This is a genomic window from Halomonas caseinilytica (genome assembly GCF_001662305.1).
In the GTDB taxonomy this organism is placed as follows: domain Bacteria; phylum Pseudomonadota; class Gammaproteobacteria; order Pseudomonadales; family Halomonadaceae; genus Halomonas; species Halomonas caseinilytica.
In genome coordinates, this window is the sequence record NZ_BDEP01000020.1 from 1 (window position 1) to 20,752 (window position 20,752).

22 protein-coding genes are annotated in these 20,752 nt (G+C 61.6%); 17 read left to right on the forward strand and 5 right to left on the reverse strand.

Features of this window, described 5'->3' with window-relative positions; genetic code table 11:
* The first annotated feature begins 668 nt into the window (after window positions 1-668).
* On the forward strand, window positions 669-920 hold the full coding sequence (locus A9O65_RS14160) for a hypothetical protein (protein WP_064702424.1): 252 nt from the start codon (window positions 669-671) through the stop codon (window positions 918-920).
* Between the two features lie 272 nt (window positions 921-1,192).
* Here A9O65_RS14160 and A9O65_RS14165 read toward each other — a convergent pair whose 3' ends face one another.
* Window positions 1,193-1,447, reverse strand: coding sequence for a helix-turn-helix domain-containing protein (locus tag A9O65_RS14165; protein WP_064702425.1), 255 nt, complete (start codon window positions 1,445-1,447; stop codon window positions 1,193-1,195).
* A 492-nt stretch (window positions 1,448-1,939) separates the two neighbouring features.
* Window positions 1,940-2,722, reverse strand: coding sequence for a Hint domain-containing protein (locus A9O65_RS14170; protein ID WP_064702426.1), 783 nt, complete (start codon window positions 2,720-2,722; stop codon window positions 1,940-1,942).
* A gap of 302 nt (window positions 2,723-3,024) precedes the next feature.
* Between A9O65_RS14170 and A9O65_RS17035 the strand changes: the two genes are divergently transcribed.
* A complete protein-coding gene (locus A9O65_RS17035; protein ID WP_082920182.1) occupies window positions 3,025-4,002 on the forward strand; it encodes a helix-turn-helix domain-containing protein in 978 nt (325 codons plus the stop codon).
* A gap of 304 nt (window positions 4,003-4,306) precedes the next feature.
* On the opposite strand, the gene A9O65_RS14175 is transcribed toward A9O65_RS17035, so the two are convergent.
* Window positions 4,307-5,245 (reverse strand): LysR family transcriptional regulator, encoded by a 939-nt coding sequence (locus tag A9O65_RS14175; RefSeq protein ID WP_064700576.1) that lies wholly within the window; start codon window positions 5,243-5,245, stop codon window positions 4,307-4,309.
* Between the two features lie 260 nt (window positions 5,246-5,505).
* Between A9O65_RS14175 and rhmD the strand changes: the two genes are divergently transcribed.
* From rhmD to A9O65_RS14220, 9 genes are all read left to right on the forward strand, one after another.
* A complete protein-coding gene (rhmD, locus tag A9O65_RS14180) occupies window positions 5,506-6,690 on the forward strand; it encodes an L-rhamnonate dehydratase (protein ID WP_064702427.1) in 1,185 nt (394 codons plus the stop codon).
* Between the two features lie 32 nt (window positions 6,691-6,722).
* Window positions 6,723-7,046 (forward strand): L-rhamnose mutarotase, encoded by a 324-nt coding sequence (gene rhaM / locus A9O65_RS14185; RefSeq protein WP_064702428.1) that lies wholly within the window; start codon window positions 6,723-6,725, stop codon window positions 7,044-7,046.
* 5 nt (window positions 7,047-7,051) lie between these two features.
* Entirely contained in the window at window positions 7,052-7,951 is a 900-nt protein-coding gene (locus A9O65_RS14190; protein ID WP_064702429.1) for an amidohydrolase family protein, read from the forward strand.
* A gap of 32 nt (window positions 7,952-7,983) precedes the next feature.
* Window positions 7,984-8,754 carry an L-rhamnose 1-dehydrogenase Lra1 gene (gene lra1, locus A9O65_RS14195; protein ID WP_064700580.1) on the forward strand — a complete coding sequence of 257 codons (771 nt, stop codon included), beginning with the start codon at window positions 7,984-7,986 and terminating at the stop codon, window positions 8,752-8,754.
* Window positions 8,755-8,763: 9 nt separating this feature from the next.
* Window positions 8,764-9,561 carry an HpcH/HpaI aldolase family protein gene (locus A9O65_RS14200; RefSeq protein WP_064700581.1) on the forward strand — a complete coding sequence of 266 codons (798 nt, stop codon included), beginning with the start codon at window positions 8,764-8,766 and terminating at the stop codon, window positions 9,559-9,561.
* Between the two features lie 60 nt (window positions 9,562-9,621).
* A complete protein-coding gene (gene aldA, locus A9O65_RS14205) occupies window positions 9,622-11,061 on the forward strand; it encodes an aldehyde dehydrogenase (RefSeq protein ID WP_064702430.1) in 1,440 nt (479 codons plus the stop codon).
* 36 nt (window positions 11,062-11,097) lie between these two features.
* Window positions 11,098-12,618, forward strand: coding sequence for a purine-cytosine permease family protein (locus tag A9O65_RS14210; protein ID WP_064702431.1), 1,521 nt, complete (start codon window positions 11,098-11,100; stop codon window positions 12,616-12,618).
* 6 nt (window positions 12,619-12,624) lie between these two features.
* Window positions 12,625-12,825, forward strand: coding sequence for a hypothetical protein (locus tag A9O65_RS14215; protein ID WP_064700584.1), 201 nt, complete (start codon window positions 12,625-12,627; stop codon window positions 12,823-12,825).
* Window positions 12,826-12,993: 168 nt separating this feature from the next.
* Window positions 12,994-14,352, forward strand: a complete 1,359-nt coding sequence (locus A9O65_RS14220) for a GntP family permease (RefSeq protein WP_064702432.1) — start codon at window positions 12,994-12,996, stop codon at window positions 14,350-14,352.
* A 118-nt stretch (window positions 14,353-14,470) separates the two neighbouring features.
* Here the strand turns inward: A9O65_RS14220 and A9O65_RS14225 are convergent, their stop codons facing one another.
* On the reverse strand, window positions 14,471-14,722 hold the full coding sequence (locus A9O65_RS14225; protein WP_064700586.1) for a hypothetical protein: 252 nt from the start codon (window positions 14,720-14,722) through the stop codon (window positions 14,471-14,473).
* Between the two features lie 95 nt (window positions 14,723-14,817).
* Between A9O65_RS14225 and A9O65_RS14230 the strand changes: the two genes are divergently transcribed.
* The gene (locus A9O65_RS14230) at window positions 14,818-15,636 is read left to right on the forward strand and encodes an AraC family transcriptional regulator (RefSeq protein ID WP_064702433.1); all 819 of its coding nucleotides are present in this window, start codon (window positions 14,818-14,820) and stop codon (window positions 15,634-15,636) included.
* Window positions 15,637-15,640: 4 nt separating this feature from the next.
* On the opposite strand, the gene A9O65_RS14235 is transcribed toward A9O65_RS14230, so the two are convergent.
* Entirely contained in the window at window positions 15,641-15,970 is a 330-nt protein-coding gene (locus A9O65_RS14235) for a DUF952 domain-containing protein (RefSeq protein WP_064700588.1), read from the reverse strand.
* A 77-nt stretch (window positions 15,971-16,047) separates the two neighbouring features.
* On the opposite strand from A9O65_RS14235, the gene A9O65_RS14240 reads away from it, so the two are divergent.
* From A9O65_RS14240 to A9O65_RS14260, 5 genes are all read left to right on the forward strand, one after another.
* Window positions 16,048-17,010: a LysR family transcriptional regulator gene (locus tag A9O65_RS14240; RefSeq protein WP_064700589.1), complete on the forward strand. Its 963-nt coding sequence runs from the start codon at window positions 16,048-16,050 to the stop codon at window positions 17,008-17,010.
* A gap of 84 nt (window positions 17,011-17,094) precedes the next feature.
* Window positions 17,095-18,138, forward strand: coding sequence for a TRAP transporter substrate-binding protein (locus tag A9O65_RS14245; RefSeq protein WP_064700590.1), 1,044 nt, complete (start codon window positions 17,095-17,097; stop codon window positions 18,136-18,138).
* A gap of 54 nt (window positions 18,139-18,192) precedes the next feature.
* Window positions 18,193-18,684, forward strand: coding sequence for a TRAP transporter small permease (locus tag A9O65_RS14250; protein ID WP_064700591.1), 492 nt, complete (start codon window positions 18,193-18,195; stop codon window positions 18,682-18,684).
* On the forward strand, window positions 18,684-19,961 hold the full coding sequence (locus tag A9O65_RS14255) for a TRAP transporter large permease (protein WP_064702444.1): 1,278 nt from the start codon (window positions 18,684-18,686) through the stop codon (window positions 19,959-19,961). The genes A9O65_RS14250 and A9O65_RS14255 overlap by 1 nt, the downstream gene beginning before the upstream one ends.
* 4 nt (window positions 19,962-19,965) lie before the next feature.
* Window positions 19,966-20,730 (forward strand): M15 family metallopeptidase, encoded by a 765-nt coding sequence (locus A9O65_RS14260; protein ID WP_175473474.1) that lies wholly within the window; start codon window positions 19,966-19,968, stop codon window positions 20,728-20,730.
* The last annotated feature ends 22 nt before the right edge of the window (window positions 20,731-20,752 follow it).

Genomic DNA, 20,752 nt, shown 5'->3' on the forward strand with positions numbered 1-20,752 from the left:
ACATTAGATGATGACCCATATATGAACAGTATTATCAGGAGGACATCACCATGGCGAAGAAGCATCGCCCTCCTCATACGAACTCCTCGGCCAGCGCGTTCAGATCGAGATTGCTGCAGCAAGCCGCCGCGAGAAACGCCAGGTGCACCTGAAGCCCGAGAGCGGCGGCTGCCCCGATGACTGGGATCGACTGATGTACCGTCTGACCACGCATGGATCGTCTTGATGCGCGCCATCAGCGCGTTGTTCGAGGCCTCACGGTCGGAAGGCTGACGGGTGCTGCCACGCATAGTAGCCACTGGTAGAGACACCCAGCACACGGCACATGATGGTGGTGACCACCCCATGTCGGTCCCGGCTCACTTCGACGAACCTGAAGAGCTCGGCGGTATGTTGTCGGTCTCCCGAGCGCACCAGCCCGCGGCCTTTGCCAAAATCTCGCGCTCTTCGCAGAGCTGCTTGACCTCACGACGAAGTCGCCGCAGCTCTACCTGATCGGCCCATCGCGGCGACATCCCGCATCACGGTCGGCCTGTTTCACCCAGTTATGGATGGTCTGAGCGGTGGGTTCGAACTCCTTGGCCAGTTCTTCCGGGGTTCGACCGGCTCGGACCAACTTGACGATCTACCTCCGGAATTCAGCAGGATAAGGGGCTCGAGACTTGGGCATGGTGGACTCCTCTTTCTCAAAGGGTCGGATGTCCACCAAACCGGGGAAACTTCATATCGGCTATTTTATCGCCGCGCTCTCCCCCTTGGCAGCCGGCTTGGCCAAAGACATCTTGGGAAATTTTTCCAGCGCCTTGGTAGCACTGGCGCTCCTGCTTGCCGGGCTATTCGCACTTTGCGGACGCTTCAGCCCAACCAGCCAAAGTATCACTTTGGTCGGAGAGCTATCTCTCTACCGCGTGCTGGCCTAGAGCAAATACCCTGATCTACCGGTGTCTACGAATCCCGGGGGATGCACACTTCTATACCTTATTGATATGGCCAGGAATATCTTTTCCAACATACCTCTCCTCCCATGACGCTCTGTCCATGGCGACTAAAAAAGAAAGCAATAGCATTTCATGAGCGTTCTTAGCGTAGTTTATCAGACAACGATGTCCACATAGCAGCCAGACTAAGAAAACTCATCCTAGACCAATTCAGTGGTATTATCTTTATCATTATCTTCTTCCAGACAACTCTTTTACTGCCGCTTGTGCATCTCACCAATATACTTCTGATGCTCATCAAGCAGCTCGGATACCGTAACATTGAACTCCCTAGCGAGTCCCATAAGATTGTGATACTCAATAGGACTGACCACAGAGGATTCCCAATAAGAGATGGCAATTTCAGGAACATTGATCTTCTTAGCCAGCTCGTCCTGAGTGAGACCAGCGCCTTCCCTCAGCCTCTTGATACGGGCTGCAAGAGGTTCATATAACTCGACATCTTTCATACATGCTTCCTGGTGAGAGATAGCTGATCGCTCCGGCACGCTTCGGATTACAGCGTCAACCCGAAGTCCGTTTCAAATACTTTGGAAGAGCTTTCCCTCTTGTCACTAACATACCGCCTGCCAGGCCGTTCAGCCAAATCCTGAACTTTAACCATGATAGGAGGCACCGTAACAACTGAACGAAGTGAATTCTGATGTCCTGAACAACATGTTCAAGCACGAAGCCATACTCACGGAGTTTCCTCATAAGGAATAGTAGTGGGCAGACACCGCAATACAGTGACGCCCCAGATCGAACTATAACTATCTGAGGCGACACTTTACCGGGGAAATAAACACCTAAGGAACCGTCACTACTAAATCTCCAAAGGACAATACTAGGCAGTTTTAACCTCAAGGAGAGACGTATTAATACCTAGGCGATGACGCAAGGCCAGAGGAACCATACGGCGCGCCGAGATACGGTGGCAAGGCATTTCTACGACCCGTGTTTCAACGCCATACAGTGCCACGTACTCGGCATAGTTTATCGAATGCTTGGCGATCTACATAGTCAATATAGGTCTCAGCTTCGATACCGTTAGCTATAATCACCTCATGATTGTCCGTCTCAATGTGGTAATAGGTAGTCAGCTCGTCAAGCTCACTCCACGGCATATAGTCGATGGTGTTGCCATTAACCAACGCAGAGGCGTTAATCACCAAGTCGTCCACCACCAGGCCATGGCCAGCAGTAACCACCAGGTCTTGGTGAGGCTTGCCATAACCCAACGCACCGGCACGGATACATACTGGCTGGCGGTTCGAGGCAGCCGACGCATTGCTAACCGTATGGCGTCCAAGCCACTTGACAGAAACGGCTTCGCCGCTAGCCGTCAGGATGTTATCGCCGATCTGCAGTTTCTCAACGGCAACCTCACCTTCCGGGGTGGCAATTAACGTACCGGCTGCGAAACAATGAACAGTTTCACCGCTAGCAATTTGCTCCAGCATCTCTTGAATATTGGATTGCTCTTCTTCGCTATTATAGTTCCAGTTATTAGCTCGGTTAGCCAGATTTGCGGCTATATTCTCTATTTCTCCTTGAATTTGAGCAGCTCGGTTATCACTGTTGATCTCACCAGCCTTCTCGTAGAGCCTGGAAAACTGCATAACATTATCATAATCTGACTGGTAGTCTTGCCCGTTGATGCCGCTATCAAACTCATGAACTTTATTAAGCCAATCGGCTTGACGTCCTGGGTTTTTCGGGTCCAAGTCTTCAATACTGATCACGACTACATCTCCAAAAAGCTTTCGGTTAAAGACAGTGGAAAAGTGTTCACTCCCACTCCTACCACTTCCCTAAGCACACCTTAAAGACGCGATGAGAAAAGCTCTTTCTACGCCCATCTTGTCTTTGCTTTTATAGCGTAACAAAGCAAAAAAGTCGTCGAGCTTTCATTTGTCTCAAAACCGGACATATTGGAATCAAATCAGGACATCAGCACCAAAGCCTTCTATGAGAGCTATGACTAATGCATTTAGGATCATAAAGAAGGGGACAATAAGGGTTAAAAACTTTGGATACTTCTAGTATGATTTCGACCAAGACAAATGAAATCGACCTCTTGGTAACACCTGGCTTTAACTCACTTGAGGTAGCAGGCTTCTTGTCTGTGCTTAGTGCCGCAAATACACATATGCGCATCAATGGAACCATAGATGCATACAGGTTTCGGGTTAGCTCTTTTGAAGAAGGAGTTGTCCCTTCTGATTCAGTAATCTGCGTGCCAGCAAAAAGTATAAAAAATTTAAAAGAAGGGGGAGACACCTTAATTGTAGCGGGACATAAAAATCACCGTGAAATCTCAAGCATATTTACAGACCCCGCCAGCCTTATAACAACAGCATTTCCTAAAGCTGAGCGAATAGCTTTATTGCTCACAGACAACAAAATTCATGGCAACAGAAAAAGTCCGCACAACATCATGAAAACAAACCAACTATACTTTATAGACAACCAACCCAACTCACAATCAAATCTTAAAGACAGATCAACACAACTCTTAAAAGACAAAAAACTGACTTATCGCGACCTCAGATCTGGAATTGAGATTGCTTTAGAAATTGTGACAATGGACTATGGAGATGAGCTATCCACAATAATTAAGAACAAGCTTCAAAATTACATAAGCATCGAAAAAGACATATCTCACAACCTTTCTCTCCCTTTAAGCTTTGCAGAGACAAAAAAGGTTAAAGACATTCAGAGATGGATAGAAAAAAGATTCGACGAGAAATTAAATACAGAAAAGATTGCCAGCCAATTTTCCATTAGCACAAGGCACTTAAATAGAATTTTTTGTAGCGAAACTGGCATAACGCCAGCCATGTACCTTGAGTCTGTTAGGCTAGCAAAATCACTAGAATTAATTGAGAAGACAAGCCTTCCCTTGAAGACAATTGCATTCAAAAGCGGATTCTCATCCACTCAAAGAATGCGAAGAGCATTTATTAAAAACTTTTCGATGACTCCAACCGCCTATCGCAGAAGCTCTTTTCTCAAAAGCTAGACCGATCCGGAAATATCACTCTCTAAAATAGCGAAGGGTAGTAATTATTGCCCCATGGCTTTGGAGCCATAGAAGAGAGTAGAAGCGCCTTCTAGGGAGCATATTTGGGGGCATAACATGCATCTAAAGCTAGGAATAAACAGCAACATCAGAAGATTATGATGATTTTTCCTTGGACGCCTGCACCACCATTACCAGAAGAAGGCCACCTCTCACGGGTGGCTTTTTTCGTATGTGGCGCTGACCGCCAATGACGCGTCATCGCTCTCGCCGGGAATCGCGTGCTGGACACACTCCCCACCACTCAATGCCCGGCGATGCTGCGCAGGATGGTGCACAGGTGGCGAACGGGCTCGCTGAGTGCCTCGTTCTTGCGCGTCAGGATGCCGAACGGGGAGAGCGTCTTGCCGACCGAGATCGGCAGCGCCTTGATCAACCCGATGGCGAGATAGTCGCGCAACACCGACTCGGGCATCACCAGCACGCCGTCGCTGCGCTTGACCAGCTGCAAGGCTGCGAAGATCGAGCCGCACTCGATGATGTCGCGCGGCGACATCAGGCCCGCCAGCTCGAACTCCTTCTCCAGAACCTGTCGCGCCGGGCTCTCCAGCGGCTGCAGTATCCAGGGCCAGGCTTCCAGCAATGTTGCCAGCGACAGTGTTGCCTCATCGGCCAGAGGATGGTCGTGACGCACCACGGCCAGCATCGTCTCGTTGCCCAGCGACTCGAAGTCGAACTGGTTATGCTGAAGCGCAGTCACATAGCGAGCGATGGCGATATCGATCTTGTTCTGGGCCAGCAGTTCCACGAGCTGGTCACTGGTCTCGCCCAGCAGTCGCACCTGCAGCAGCGGACGTTGACGCTTCATCTCGATCACCGCCTCCGCCACCAGATCGGGCGCCGCTCCCATGATGGCTCCCAATACCAATTGTCCCTGGTCGCCCAGTTGATGCCGATGCAGTGACTCGGCGCAGCGGTTCAAGCGGTTCAGGGCACCATGGGCGAATTCGATCAGCACCTCGCCCAGGCGCGTCGGCTGTACACCGCGCGTGGTGCGTTCGAAGAGCCGGCATTCGAAGGTCGCCTCGATTTCACGCAGCATGCGCGTCGCCGCCGGTTGCGACATGTTCAGGACCCTTGCCACCTGATGCAGGTTGCGGTGCTCGTCGAGCAAGGCAATCAGCAACAAGTGCTTGTAACGCAGCCGGTTGAGCAGCGCTGCGTGACGCATCGACTCCGACATGACACCTCTCTTTATTCCTGTCATTCAGGCCCACGATAACGGGAAGCTATTTCGTCACGACCCATTCGACATTGGTCTAATTCAGCTCTACCCCTCCAATTTCAGGGACTCCCCGAAGAGCCCATGAAGCCTCGCTTCGACGACAACTGATAATGAAAAGGTATCACAAGGGACCGCCTCTGCATTGGTCAGGCGTCGCTATCGCGCGTATCTATTTCCCCCACACCTTTTCATTTGTCATTCATTGGAAGGACAGCATCATGCCGATGCCCACCATCAAGCACATCCGCGCCTATACGGTGCGCGGCGGCGGCGCCGATTACCACGACCAGGGCGACGGCCACTGGATCGATGGCCAGATATCGACCCCGATGAGCAAGTACCCCGAGTACCGCATGACGCGCAAGAGCTTCGGGCTGAACGTGCTCGGTACCCTGGTCGTCGAGGTCGAGTCAAGCGACGGCACCACCGGATTCGCGGTGACCACCGCCGGCGAGATCGGCGCCTTCATCGTCGAGAAGCACCTGGCACGCTTCGTCGAGGGCCAGCGCGTCACCGACATCGAGCGCATCTGGGACCAGATGTTCAATGCCACCCTCTTCTACGGTCGCAAGGGCGTGGTGCTCAACACCATCTCCGGCGTCGACCTCGCGCTCTGGGACCTGCTGGGCAAGATCCGCCAGGAGCCGGTCCACGCCATGCTCGGCGGCCCGGTACGTGACGAGCTGACCTTCTACGCGACCGGTGCACGCCCCGACCTGGCCAAGCAGATGGGGTTCATCGGCGGCAAGATGCCGCTCAAGCACGGGCCGGCCGAAGGCGATGCCGGGCTCGAGAAGAACCTCGCCCAGCTCGCCGACATGCGAGAGCGCGTCGGCAACGATTTCTGGCTGATGTTCGACTGCTGGATGAGCCTCGACGTCAACTACGCCACGCGCCTCGCCCAGGGAGCCCGCGAGTTCGACCTCAAGTGGATCGAAGAGGCTCTGCCGCCCGACGACTACTGGGGCTACGCCGAACTCAAGCGCAACGTCCCGACCGGCATGCTGGTCAACACCGGCGAACACGAGGCGACCCGATGGGGCTTTCGCATGCTGATGGAGATGGAGTGCTGCGATGTCATCCAACCCGACGTCGGCTGGTGCGGGGGCATCACCGAGCTGATCAAGATCTCGGCGCTGGCCGATGCCCACAACAAGCTGGTGGTGCCGCACGGCTCCTCGGTCTACAGCTACCACTTCGTCGTCACGCGCCACAACAGCCCGTTCGCCGAGTTCCTGATGATGGCTCCCGAGGCCGATGAAGTGGTGCCGATGTTCAACCCGCTGCTGCTCGACGAGCCGGTACCGGAAAACGGTCGCATGCGTGCCTCCCGGCTCGATGCCCCCGGTTTCGGCGTACGCCTGAATCCCGAGAGCCAGCTGGCACGTCCCTACGAGCACTGAGTTCGACGAGCATCGACCAAGAGAGGAACGACATGCCGATCCGCGCCCTTCGCATGACGCTGCACCCCGGCCAGGAGGCCGAGTATCGGCGACGTCACGACGCCATCTGGCCGGAGCTGGTCACGGCACTGCACGAAGCGGGCATCGAGGAATATCGCATCTTCCTCGACCCCGAATCGCGCCACCTCTTCGCCATCATGACGCTGGCCGACGATCATCGTGTCGACGACCTGCCGTCACTGCCGGTGATGCAGCGCTGGTGGCATGCCATGGCCGATATCATGGACACCGAGCCAGATGCCTCGCCGCAGAGCGTGGCGCTGGATGAAGTGTTCACGCTGCTTCCCGAGGAATGACGACCATGCAAGTGATCGATGCCCATGTGCATTTCTGGCAACTCGATCAGGGCAACCAACCCTGGCTCGAGCAACCGTCTCCCAACCTGCTCGGCGACTACAGCCCCATGGCCCACGATGTAGGCCCGGCCGAGCTGCGGCGCCAACGTGGCGATATCGAGCTGCTCGGCGCCGTGCACATCGAGGCCGATGCCGTCGACCCGGTCCAGGAGACGCAGTGGCTGGCAACGCTCGACGACGATGGCCAACCACCGTTGCCTTCGGCGCTGGTCGTCGGCGCCGATCTCTCGTCCCCTGAGGCCACGCGAACGCTCGAGGCGCAACTCGAGCACAGCGAGAAGGTGCGCGGCGTACGCCAGATCCTCAACGTGCACGAGGACCCGCTGTTCGACTACGTGGGGCGGCATTACATGAGCGAGCCGGCCTGGCGCGACAACTTTCGCCTGCTGGCACGCCACGACCTCTCGTTCGACCTGCAGATCTATCCCTCCCAGATGACACAGGCCGCGGCCCTGGCGGCGGAACATCCCGATACCCAGTTTCTGCTCAATCATGCGGGCATGTATGTCGATCGCCAGGGTGTCGAGGGATGGCGCGTCTGGCGCGATGGCCTGCGCAAGCTGGCCGCACGGGACAACGTCGCCATCAAGCTGAGTGGTTTCGGCATGCTCGACCATCACTGGACGGTCGGCAGCATCCGGCCCCTGATTCTCGAGGCAATCGATGCCTTCGGCGTGGAGCGCAGCCTGTTTGCCTCCAACTTCCCGGTGGATGGGCTCTACGCCCGCTACACCGACACCTGGCATGCCTATGCCGAGATCGTCGCCGATGCCTCGCCCGACGAACGACGGGCGCTCTTCGTCGACAACGCCCGACGCCTGTATCGCCTCGCGCCCCACGCATGACATCGACGAATCCCCGACCCCTGGAGTCCCTCATGCTTCTCAACGACAAGACCGTCATCATCACCGGCGCCTCGCGCGGCATCGGCCGCGCCGCTGCCCTCGAGTGCGCCCGTCAGGGCGCCAATCTGGTCATCGGTTACAGCGGCAGCGACAGCAGCCGCCCCCTGGTCGACGAGCTGATCGGCGAGATCCGCTCGCTCGGACGCGCTGCCACCTCGGTGGGCGCCCCCGCCGGCGATCCGGATACCGGCGACAAGCTGGTCGACGCCGCCGTCGAGCACTTCGGCAGTGTCGACGTTTTCGTCAACAACGCCGGCATCTGCCCGTTCCACAGCTTTCTGGACATGCCTCGGGAAACCTACCTGGAAACCGTCAACACCAACCTCAACGGCGCCTACTTCGCCGTGCAGGCCGCCGCCAACCGCATGAAGGAACAAGGCTACGGCGGCGCGATCATCGCGGTGAGCTCAATCAGTGCCCTGGTCGGCGGCGCCATGCAGACCCACTACACGCCGACCAAGGCCGGGCTGCTCTCGCTGATGCAATCCTGCGCCGTCGCCCTCGGCCCCTACGGCATCCGCTGCAACGCCCTGCTGCCAGGCACCATCGAGACCGACATCAACAAGGACGACCTGGCCGATCAGGACAAGCGCGACTACATGATCGGCCGCACACCGCTGGGCCGCCTTGGGCGTCCGGAAGACATGGCCGGCCCGATCGCCTTCCTCGCCTCCGACATGGCGGCCTATGTCACCGGCGCCTCGCTGCTGGTCGACGGCGGCATGTTCGTCAACCTGCAGTAGGAGTCCGGCATGCAACTTCCGCGCAATCCCTTCAAGCACGCCCTCAACGGCCAGACACGCTATGGCTGCTGGGCCGGTTTCGGCACCGCCTACGCCGCCGAGATCCTCGCCACCACCGGCTTCGATTGGCTGCTGATCGATGGCGAGCACGCACCCAACCCCGTGCCGGCCGTACTCGGCCAGCTCCAGGCCATGGCGCCCTATGACAGCGCCCCGGTGGTACGCGCCGTCAATCACGACCCATCCCTGATCAAGCGCCTGCTCGACATCGGCGCCCAGACCCTGATGGTGCCGATGGTGGATACCGCCGAACAGGCCGAAGCCCTGGTGCGTGCCACGCGCTTCCCGCCGCAGGGCATCCGCGGCGTGGGCGGCGGCCTGACTCGCGCGACGCGCTGGGATGCCGTACCCGACTACATCGAGACCGCCCACCAGGAGCTGTGCCTGATCGTCCAGGTCGAGTCACCGCAGGGTATCGACAATGTCGAGGCCATTGCCGCCGTGGAAGGCGTCGATGCCGTCTTCATCGGCCCCGCCGACCTCTCCACCGGAGTCGGCCATATCGGCAACCCCGGCCATCCCGACGTGCAGGCGATGATCCGCCGCGCCTTCGATGCCGCCCAGGCAGCCGGCAAGGCCACCGGCATCCTCGCGCCCGCCGAGCCGGACGCTCGGCGCTATGCCGAGTGGGGCTTCGACTTCATCGCCGTGGGCATCGACATCAGCCTGCTGCGCCAGGCCGCCCTGCAGACCATGGAACGCTACAAGCCCGGCGCTTCCCGGGCGACACCTTCCGACACGTACTGAACCGCAACGCCAACGACACACGCGACAACGGCATAACACCACAACGAGAGGAGTCGATTCATGGCCAGCGATATCCAGACCCACCAGAACTACATCAACGGAGCCTTCGTCCCCGCCCGCGAGCACCTCGAGGTACGCAACCCAGCCAACGGGCAGTTGCTCTCGCGGGCGCCGGAATCCTCAGCGGACGACGTCGAACGCGCCCTGGACGCCGCCCGCGCCGCCCAGAAACCTTGGTCACGCCTACCCGCCGTGGAGCGCGCCGCCTACCTGCAGCGCCTTGCCGACGAAATACGCCGCGAGGCCAAGTCACTGGCGCGGATCATCACCGAAGAACAGGGCAAGGTCTCCGGCCTGGCCGAAGTGGAGGTCAACTTCACCGCGGATTACCTTGACTACATGGCCGGCTGGGCACGACGCATCGAAGGCGAGATCATCGAGAGCGACCGCCCCGGCGAGAACATCTTCCTGTTCCGCAAGCCGCTGGGCGTGGTCGCCGGCATCCTGCCGTGGAACTTCCCCTTCTTTCTGATCGCTCGCAAGATGGCCCCGGCACTGGTCACCGGCAACACCGTGGTGATCAAGCCCAGCGAGGAGACGCCCAACAACTGCTTCGCCTTCACGCGCCTGCTCGACCGGATCGGCCTTCCCGAGGGCGTGTTCAACGTGGTCAGCGGCAGCGGCGCCAGTACCGGCAACGCCCTGACGGCGAGTTCGCGGGTCGACATGATCAGCTTCACCGGCAGCGTCGAGACCGGCTCGCGCATCATGCGCGGCGCCGCCGACAACATCACCAAGCTCAACCTGGAACTGGGCGGCAAGGCGCCGGCCATCGTCCTCGACGACGCCGACATCGACCTGGCCGTGCGATCGATTCGCGCCTCCCGAATCATCAATACCGGCCAGGTGTGCAACTGTGCCGAGCGCATCTACGTGCAACGCGGCGTGGCCGACGCGTTCACCGACAAGCTCGCTCGCGCCATGGCCGAGACCACCTACGGTGATCCCCTAGCACAACCGGATGTCGAGATGGGACCACTGATCAACCAGCAAGGGCTGAACAAGGTGGCCGCCATGGTCGAACGCGCCTGTCGGAACGGCGCCGAGACGATCACCGGCGGGCAAGTCGCCGACCTCGGCCAGGGCTTCCACTACCAGCCCACGGTGCTCGCCGGCTGCCGCAGCGACATGGAAATCATGCGACGGGAAATCTTCGGCCCGGTACTGCCGATCCAGATCGTCGACGACCTCGATGAGGCAATCCAGTTCGCCAACGACTCCGATTACGGCCTGACCTCCTCGGTCTATACCCGCGACCTCGCCCGCGCCATGCACGCCTGTCGCGAGATCGACTACGGCGAGACCTACATCAACCGCGAAAACTTCGAGGCGATGCAGGGCTTCCATGCCGGCACCCGCAAGTCGGGCATCGGGGGCGCCGATGGCAAGCACGGTCTCTACGAATATACCCATAGCCACGTGGTCTATCTCGAAACCTGAGCCCCGACACCCCAACAACAACAGGAGGGACTCGCCATGGGCACGACATCCCATGAGACACAAGCCACCTCGGCCCCGCGCAGCGAGTACGAGCGCCAGCCTGTCCCCGACGAGGCGCGACTGGGATTCAAGAACTTTCTTGGCATGTATGCCGGCGAACACACCGCCGGCACCGAGCTGATGATCGGCCCTCTGTTCGTCCTGGCGGGCGTGTCGGCCTTCGACGTGGTGGTCGGCCTGCTGGTCGGCAATGCCCTGGCGGTATTGAGCTGGCTTTTCCTCACGGCTCCCATCGGGACCCGGGCACGGCTGACGCTCTACTATCATCTGGAGAAGATTGCCGGACGCTACACCGTCATCCTCTACAACCTGGCCAATGGCCTGGCGTTCTGCTTTCTCGCCGGCGCCATGATCACCGTCTCCGCCACCGCCGTGGGCGTCTGGTTCGGCTTTCCGTTGCCCACCCTGGCGGACATGACACCGAACAGCATCGGCTGGGTACTCAGCGTGCTGGGCGTCGGCCTCATGATCACCCTCGTGGCGGCCTACGGCTACCGCTTCGTGTCCTGGTTCGCCAACATCGCCGCTCCCTGGATGGTCTTGATCTTCCTCGGCTTCGGTATCGTCTCGCTGAAGTGGTTCATCGATGCCACAGGGACGAGCGTCGCCTCCACCGGCGACCTGTGGCAACTGGCCGAGACGGCGATCTGGACCGGCGTGCACGTGCCCGGACAGCCGGACTTCACCATCTGGCACGTCATCTTCTTCGCCTGGTTTGCCAATATGGCCATGCACATCGGCATGTCCGATCTGTCGGTACTGCGCTTTGCGCGCAAGAGCTGGTACAGCATCGCCTCGGCGGCGGGGATGTATGTCGGTCACTTCATGGCCTGGCTGGCAGCCTCCATGCTGTTCGCCTTCCAGATGTACGATGCCGGCCTGGGCAGCGAGGCCGCCGTGATCGCCGCCGCCGAAGCCGGTCGGATACCGGATCCGCTCCCTGGCCCCCTGGCCGATCAGGCACTGGGCGTGGCGGGGCTGATCTGCGTGATCATCGCCGGCTGGACCACCGCCAACCCGACCATCTACCGCGCCGGACTCGCCTTCCAGGCCGTCATCCCGCGGGTCTCGCGCTTCCATGTCACGATCGGCACGGGACTGCTGACCACCTTCGTGGCGATGTTCCCCGGCGTGGCGATGCAGCTGCTGGGGTTCGTCGCCCTGTACGGCCTGCTGCTGATGCCGATCGGCGCGGTGATCGTCATCGACTACTGGGTTCTCCCGCGGCTCGGCATGCAGCGCTTCTACGCCGAGCACGCCGGGCATCGACTGACCATGCCGGCCCTGGGCACCTGGCTGATCACCCTGGCGATCTGCCTGGTGCTGGTGCGCTTCGCCGACATCGAGATCTTCTTCGTGGCCCTGTCCGGCTGGTTCATCGCCGCGACCCTGTTCATCGGCCTGAGCTTCCTGGCTCAGCGGCGACAGGCAACTCATGTCGCCATGACCACGACGGCCGCCCCGAACGGCTCGGCCACCACCGCAACGAGGGAGTGACTCGCCATGCGCACGATTCTCCAGACCCTCTCGATCTCGATGCTCGTCCTGACGGTACTGCTGCCGAGCCTGTACCTGTTCGATGCCTTAGGCGAGGTCGCGATGAAATGGGCGCTGCTGTTTGTCACGCTCGTCTGGTTTGCCGTCACGCCTCTCTGGATGGGGCGCCAGCCTCCAGCAAACCGACACGAGCATCGCAGCCGATGAACTACTGCCCGGCGCGCCTGGCTCGGCCCCGATAGCTCGCCTCGGGGCCGCCCTCATGCCGGCCCGAGCCCTACTCACTCACGTTTTCCACCACGACATGACGACCGGGCTCACCCGGTCGCCATGGGCAGACTCGTACCGACAACAACCTCTTCGAGAGTTCACGCCATGGAAATTCTGCATCTCGCGATTGCCATATCGCTCATTCTGCTCCTGATCCTCTACGCCAAGCTGAACCCTGCCATCAGCCTGATCATCGGCAGCCTCTACCTCGGCCTCGCCATGGGGCTCGGCATGACCGACACCGTGGATGCCATCAGCGGCGGTTTCGGCGACATTATGGCCGGCATCGGCCTGCCCATCGGCTTTGGCGTCATCATCGGCCAATTGATGAGCGACTCCGGGGCCGCCCACAAGATCGCCCACACTCTGGTGAAGAGCGCTCCGCGCGGTGCGGGGCTCTATGCCCTGGGGCTGACCGGTTTCCTGCTCTCGATCCCGGTCTTCTTCGACGTGACCTTCGTGATCCTGGTGCCACTGGGCGTGGCGCTGGCCAAGACTCTCGGCAAACCCCTGCCCTATGCCGTCGGTGCCCTGGTCATCGGGGCCGCCACCTCGCACACCATCGTGCCACCGACCCCCAATCCGCTGGCGGCGGCCACCATCCTCGACTTCGATATCGGCGTCATGACCTTCGCCGGCCTGGGCGTCGGCCTGATCACCGCGCTGGTGGTGATGAAGCTCTACTTTTTGATCCTCGACCGAGGCATCTGGAACGCCCGCACGGACGAGCTGAACGTCGCCACGGTCGGCGGAGGCGAGACGACGGCACCGGTCGATTTCGATCGGATTCCGCTCTGGCAGGCCCTGCTGCCGATCGCGCTGCCGATCCTGCTGATCCTGAGCGGCACCCTCTATGATTATTGCCAGCAACTGGGTCTGCTGGCCGGCGACACGCTGCCCGCCTTCGTGGCCTTCATCAGCGACCGCATCGTCGCCCTGATGGCCGGCGCCCTGGCCGCCTATGCGGTGGCCTCGCGCAGCATGAACCGTGATGAGCGCGACACCGCCGCCGCCACAGGCCTGCAGACCGCCGGCATGGTCCTGCTAGTCACCGGTGCCGGCGGTTCGCTGGGCAGCGTGATCGAGGCCACCCAGATCGGCCAGACGCTGGTCGACAGCGTCTTCCGCGAGACCCAGTCGGGGCTCGGCATGATCCTGCTCACCTATGGCCTGGCAGCGATCTTCCGTATCGCCCAGGGCTCGGGCACTGTCGCCGGCATCACCGCCATGACGATCATGGCCGGAGCGGCTTCCACCGGTGTGGTCGACCCGATCTGGATCGCCCTGGCAGCCCTGTCGGGCGGCATCAGCATCGGTCACGTCAACGACAGCGGCTTCTGGATCACGACACAGCTCGCCGGCTTCAGCGTGCGAGGCGGATTCAAGACCTACACGCTCGGCGAGGCCATGGTCTCCCTGATGATTCTCACGTTGACGCTGGTGGGCGCCGCCATCTGGGGGTGATGCCGAGCATCACGGTTTCCACGTCGAGGTGAGGCGACGAGTGCACCGGTCGCCCGCCTCGCGTCAGTGGCGCACGGCTCACACCCCCATCATGCGATCCTGGCCGCGTGCAGTGGGCTCAGCCGGCGTCGAGGCGTCTCTGCAGGGCAGGGTCGCGAACGGCCAGCACCTCGAACAGCCCGAGGGCTCGCAGTGCGGGAAGCGCCGCCAGAATGTCGCGTTCCGCTGTCGCGCGCTCATCGGGAGACGTCGTCGGATCGCTCCAGCACTTGGCATTGGCCAGGAAGGCCGCGACGCTGCCCTTGCGGATGACGGTGCCGCTCTTCTCGATCTGATGCGTATCGTCGGGGAGAATGTCTTCGGCTCGCATGGTCGTTCCTCCTGTTGTGGAGAGATCACCGTACTTGAACCCAGGCGGCCTTGTTGCGTTATATAAGCCAACATATAGCGCTTTGGTGCCAACTCATGCCGACTCCGCTGATTCCTCCCGACCTGGCGGCCTCCCCCGATGGTCCCTCGGTCATCGCCGTCATGCTGCGCTCGGACACGCTGCGGGTGACGCAGCGCCACCGCCACGCGCGCGGCCAATTGCTCGGCGCCTCGAACGGTCTGGTGTCGGTCGAGACCGATCGGGGGCAATGGGTCGTGCCGGCCACTCACGCCGTCTGGGTACCGCCCGCTATCATGCACGGTCTGAGATCACATGGGCCCTTCGCCGGATGGAGCGCCTACGTGACGCCTGCGTCCTGCACCGCCCTGCCGGACCGGCCCTGCATTCTCCCCGTCTCGGGCCTGCTCCGTGAGGTAGTGGCACGCTTGGCACAGGTCTCGGATAACGTGCTGACGGCGGCGCAGCAGAGACTGGCCGACGTGCTCCTGGATGAAATCGGCACGGCGCCTCACGATGCGCTGGGGCTGTCGATGCCCACGGATCCACGCGTGCGGAAGGTGGCAAGCGCCTTGTCGGAATGTCCCGACGATTCCCGACGTCTCGAGGAATGGGCCGCCTGGGCCGGTATCGCCCCGCGCACGCTGTCGCGACGCTTCGTCAAGGAGACGGGCTTCACCCTGACCGAGTGGCGCCAGCGAGTGCGGCTGCTGCGCGCGATGGAGCTGCTGGCGGCAGGAGACTCGGTAACACGAGTGGCGCTGGAACTGGGCTACGACAATACCAGCGCCTTCATCGCCCTGTTCCGGCGGCAGTTCGGAACCACGCCAGGGCAGTTTGCCTCGACCGGCCGCTTGCCATCTGCCGGCCGGGCCGACAGGGCAGGGCACCCTTGATGCGTCAGCGTTCCAGCCACTCCGCCTCGACGCGACGGACCGTCACCACCGCCTCGGTCGGCAGGGCCTCGATACGCGCCAGTGGCCTCGGCCAGGGTTCCTCGTCGGTCGGCTCGCGCCACTCGATATGCTCGGCGAAGCCGCTCGGGTCCACTTCGAGTATCAACGGCCGCTCGTCCTTGGCGAAATAACGGCGTGCCGTATAGGCCACGGCCGCGGCGACATTCAGGTGCACGCCGTCGGCCCGGTGGTCATTGCCACAACGCGACACCATGCCGGAACGACATGCCGCTTCCCAAGTCGCCTCCGGTAACACGCGATACAATGGCTCCATACCCGCCTCCCTGACCCATAGTGCTCGCCTTGAGCGTAGCGGGTGGCGCCACCATCCACCAGGTGACTGGAGTTCCCATGCTCAACCAGCGTGCCCTGGCCTATCTCAGCGAAGTGATTCGCCGCGGCTCTCTGCGCGGTGCGGCCACGCATCTGCATGTGGATGTCTCGGCCATCAGCCGGCGGATCAAGCTGCTCGAGGAGACGCTCGACGTCGCCCTGCTCGAACGGCATGCCGGCGGCGTCAAGCCCACCGAGGCGGGACGCCTGCTGGTCGATCATCATCACGCCCAGCGCAGCGCCGAGGACGCCGTGATCTCCCAGCTGCGAGCCCTGCAGCAACTGGTCAGCGGCCAGGTACGCATCGCGGTGGGCGAGGGCTTCATCGCCGACTTGATCGACGCGCCATTGCAGACCTTCATGACCGCCTACCCGGGCATCGACATCGCCGTGGAAATGGCCGGCGTCAACGAGGCCATGGCACTGGTCAAGGCCCGCGAGGTGGATCTCGCCCTCCTCTATGCGCCGCCCATCGATCCCCAGCTGCATTGCCATGTGGAGACCCGCCAACCTCTGGACCTGATCGTGCCGACGGGGCACCCGCTGGCCGATCGCACCACACCGGTCTCGTTGCACGAGTTCGCCGACTGGCCCCTGGCCCTGATGGACAATCCTTTCGGCATGCGCCAGATGGTCAACGCCGTGGCTCACCAGGAGCGCCTTCACCTGCACGCCCGGCTGCACACCAACTCGGTGGCGGTGCTGAAGAACTTCGTGCGCTCGGGCATCGGCGTGACCTTCATGCCGGAGTTGACCGTGGCCGAGGAGATCCAGCAGGGCGACATCGCCGTGTTGCCGCTGGCCCATCGGGTACTGAACGATGCCCGGGCACAGATCGTCAGCCGCACTGATCGCGAGTTGACCGTGGCCGGTCGCGCCTGCCTGAACCACTTGAGACACGGCATGCGCTTCTTCCAGGACGACGCCCCCAGGCTACGGCAACAGCGTTGCCATAAAAGCAACACTCATGGGTTTGAATAGTCAACGAGACAACGCCTAGTCTCATTCCATGCCGGTCGTTCACCGACACGCGCCATCCCAACAACAACCCCGCTGGAGAATCCCATGGCTGTCTTCCGCCCCACGTCCTTTCGCCTCACATCGCTCATCGCTGCCTGCCTGTTAGGCACCGCTGCCCTGAGCGGTGGCGCCCAGGCCGCCACCACCGTCAATCTCGGCTACAACGGCGCCCCGGACCCCGAGAAGAACGCGGTCCATGTCTTCGCCACCGACCTCAAGAAGCGGGTCGAGGAGAAGACCGATGGCGAGATCGAGATCAAGCTCTACCCGAACAGCATGCTCGGCGAAGAACAGGAGCGCATGGAACAGGTCATGAGCTCGCCCGGACTCAACATCGCCTCCTTCGCCGGCATGTCGCCGGTCGTGCCCGAAATCTACGCCAGCGCCATTCCCTTCCTGTTCGACGACTTCGACGACGCTCGCCAGTTCTTCGATGAAGGCGAATACTGGCAGGCGGTGGAGAACGACCTGCGCGAGCGGGCCGGCCTGGAGCTCCTGGCGGTGGTCGAGGAAGGCGGCTTTCTGGCCTTCACCAACGACAAGCGTCCCATCGCCTCGCCGGATGACTTCGAGGGCCTGCGCTTCCGCGCCATGGACCCGAGCCAGGTAGCGCTCTACGAGGCCTTCGGGGCATCCGGCACGCCAATTCCCTGGACCGAGGTCTACATGGCCTTGAAGACCGGCGTGGCCGACGGTCAGATGAACCCGCCGATGTACATCATCCTCGGCAGCCTCTATGAAGTGCAGGATTACCTGACCCTGGCCAACATCCAGTATTCGGACCAGTTCCTGGTCGGCAACGCCACCATGATCGATGGCTGGGACAAGGAAATGCGCAGCGCCTTCCAGGAAGCCGTGGCCGAGGCGAATCAGATGGCCCGTGACCACAACGAGGCCAGGGTGGATGAGCGCATCGCCTACCTGGAAGAACAAGGCATGGAGATCATTCGCCCCGACGAGGAACAACTGGCCGCCTTCCGCGAGCAGGGGCAACCGGCCTACCTCGACTGGCTCGAGCAGCAGGACATCGCGCCTCGCTACATCGACATGGCCCTAGAGGACGCTGGCCTGGAGCCGCAAGGCGAATAACCCCTCACCCCGGCCCGGGCGTGCATCGCTCGGGCCTGCTTCACGGAATCCACCATGCGCTCTCACCTCTCCCGACTGCCGGACCTGACCCGGCGGGCCGCCCTGACGCTGGCCGGCACCCTGCTGTTCATCGACCTGCTGGCCATGCTGTATGGCGTCGCCATGCGCTACCTGGCCGGCGGCGCTCCGATCTGGACCGATGAACTGGCCCGTTATCTGATCATCGGCGGCGTCATGCTGGCAGCCGGTGCGGTCTGGGTCGAAGGCGGCCACATGCGCGTGGCGCTCATCGAGCGTCTACTGCCGCGCCCTCTGTGTCGCCTGCTCAACCTCTATCAATGGCTGTTGACCCTGACACTGGCCGTAGCCGGCGCGATCTTCAGCTATCGCTACGCGCAGTCGGTATCGATGTTCACCAGCCAGGGGCTCGGCATCAGCCGTACCATCCCGGTGATGGCCCTGCCGACCGGTTTCGCCCTGCTCGCCTGGCAGGCCCTGTGGCATGGGCCGGCGCCACTGCCGACGCTGGAGGAATCGTCCTCATGATGACCTTGACCATGTTCGCGGTCTTCCTGACGCACGTGCTGCTCGGCCTGCCCCTGTTCATCGCGCTGCTGGCCACCGCCGTGGTCGGCTTCCTGTTCGTCGACCCGGCGATGATCCCGCGCATGATGCCCCAGCAGTTCTTCGGCGGTATCAACGCCATTTCGTTGATGGCCATTCCGCTGTTCATTCTCGCCGGCAACCTGATGAACGCCAGCCGCCTCACCGACCGTCTGATGGGGCTGGCCCGACTCTTGGTCGGCCACCTGCGCGGCGGCATGGGCCACGTCAACGTGGTCTCCAGCGTGTTCTTCGCCGGCGTCAACGGCTCGGCGGTAGCCGACACCTCGGCCCTGGGCTCGCTGCTGGTGCCTCCGATGCGCAAGGAAGGGTATTCCACTGCCTTCGCCGCCGGCCTCACGGCTGGCAGCTCGCTGATCGGACCGATCATTCCTCCCAGCATCTTCATGATTCTCTACGCCTCGCTGACCAATACGTCGGTCGGCGACCTTTTCCTGGCCGGCGTGATTCCCGGCCTGTTGCTGGGCGCCGCCTTCATGGCCATGAACGCCTGGTATGCCCGACGACGCGGGCTCGAGAAGCGCGGCGGCTGGCCCGGCAGTGCCGAACTGGGACGCGCCGCCCTGGGCGCCCTGCCGGCCCTGATCGCGCCTTTCATCATCGTCGCCGGCATTGTCATGGGCCTGGTCACGCCCACCGAGTCCGGTGCGCTGACCGCGCTCTACGTGGCGCTCTACGGCCTGGCAATGGGCAACCTTGGCCCTCGCGACTTCTGGCGTGCCATCGTCGACACCACACGCCTGACCGCCGCCATCTTCATCATCATGGCCGCTTCGGCCACGGTCAGCTGGTTGCTTTCCTACGCCCAGGTTCCTAGCCAGTTCGTCGAACTGCTGACGCCCTACATCGAGCAGCCAGTGGTGATCCTGGTGCTGCTCAGCGCCATCACCTTCATCACCGGCATGTTCATGGAAGAGGTTTCCGCCCTGATGCTGCTCACCCCCATCTTCGCACCGGTGGCGATGATGGCGGGCATCGATCCCGTGCATCTGGGCATCATCATCACCCTCAACATCACCATCGCCCTGATCACGCCGCCCATGGGAGCCTGCGTGTTCGTGGCAGCGGCGGTCAGCCGACTGGAGATCACCGCCCTGTTCCGCACCATCTGGCCCTTCGTGGTCACCGCCTTGCTGGTGCTGGCGGCCCTGATCCTGTTCCCTTCACTCACCCTGTGGCTCCCGACGACTCTTGGATGACCCGATGACCCGATCCGATCCCGACATCCCCCACGCCGACACGCCGATTCCCCATCGCGCCGAGCCCGACTGGGCAGCAGTCAGCCAAGTGTCGATCGACGGCAGCGACGAACCCCTGGTGCCCATGAGCCTGGCGCCGCCGCCGGTCAAGGTCTTTCCGGCCTACGCGCGCATGGGCATCCCCGGCGCCGTCAACGAATGCTATGTCCGCGAAGGGGTCTACCGCCGTCTTCTCGCGGTGGCTCGCACCCTGCCCGAAGGGTTGAGCCTGCTGGTGCTGGACGGATGGCGACCCTGGCGGGTCCAGCAGTACCTGTTCGAGACCCTGCAGGCCACGATCCAGGCCAATCATCCCGAGCTCGACGAGCAGGAGTTGCTGGGGCGTACTCGCGAATTCGTCGCCCAGCCCAGCACCGAGCCGACAGCGCCCAGCCCGCACCTGACCGGTGGCGCCGTGGACGTAACCCTGTGCGATACCGACGGCCTGCCGCTGGACATGGGCACGCTGTTCGACGAGGCCGTTCCGGCGTCGCATGCCGATGCACTGGAAGACGATCCAGGGCGCGACGGCGCCAGGCGCCAGGCCCGGGACAACCGGCGCCTGCTCTATCACGCCATGCATGCCGAGGGCTTCACCAACCTGCCCAGCGAATGGTGGCATTTCGATCTCGGCGACCAGCTATGGGCCCACTATGGTGGCCACACCAGCGCGCGTTATGGCCCCGCGCAACTGGACACCATCGAAAGCCGCTGGCGACGTCAGCTCTGATACGGCATCGGAACGGACGGCG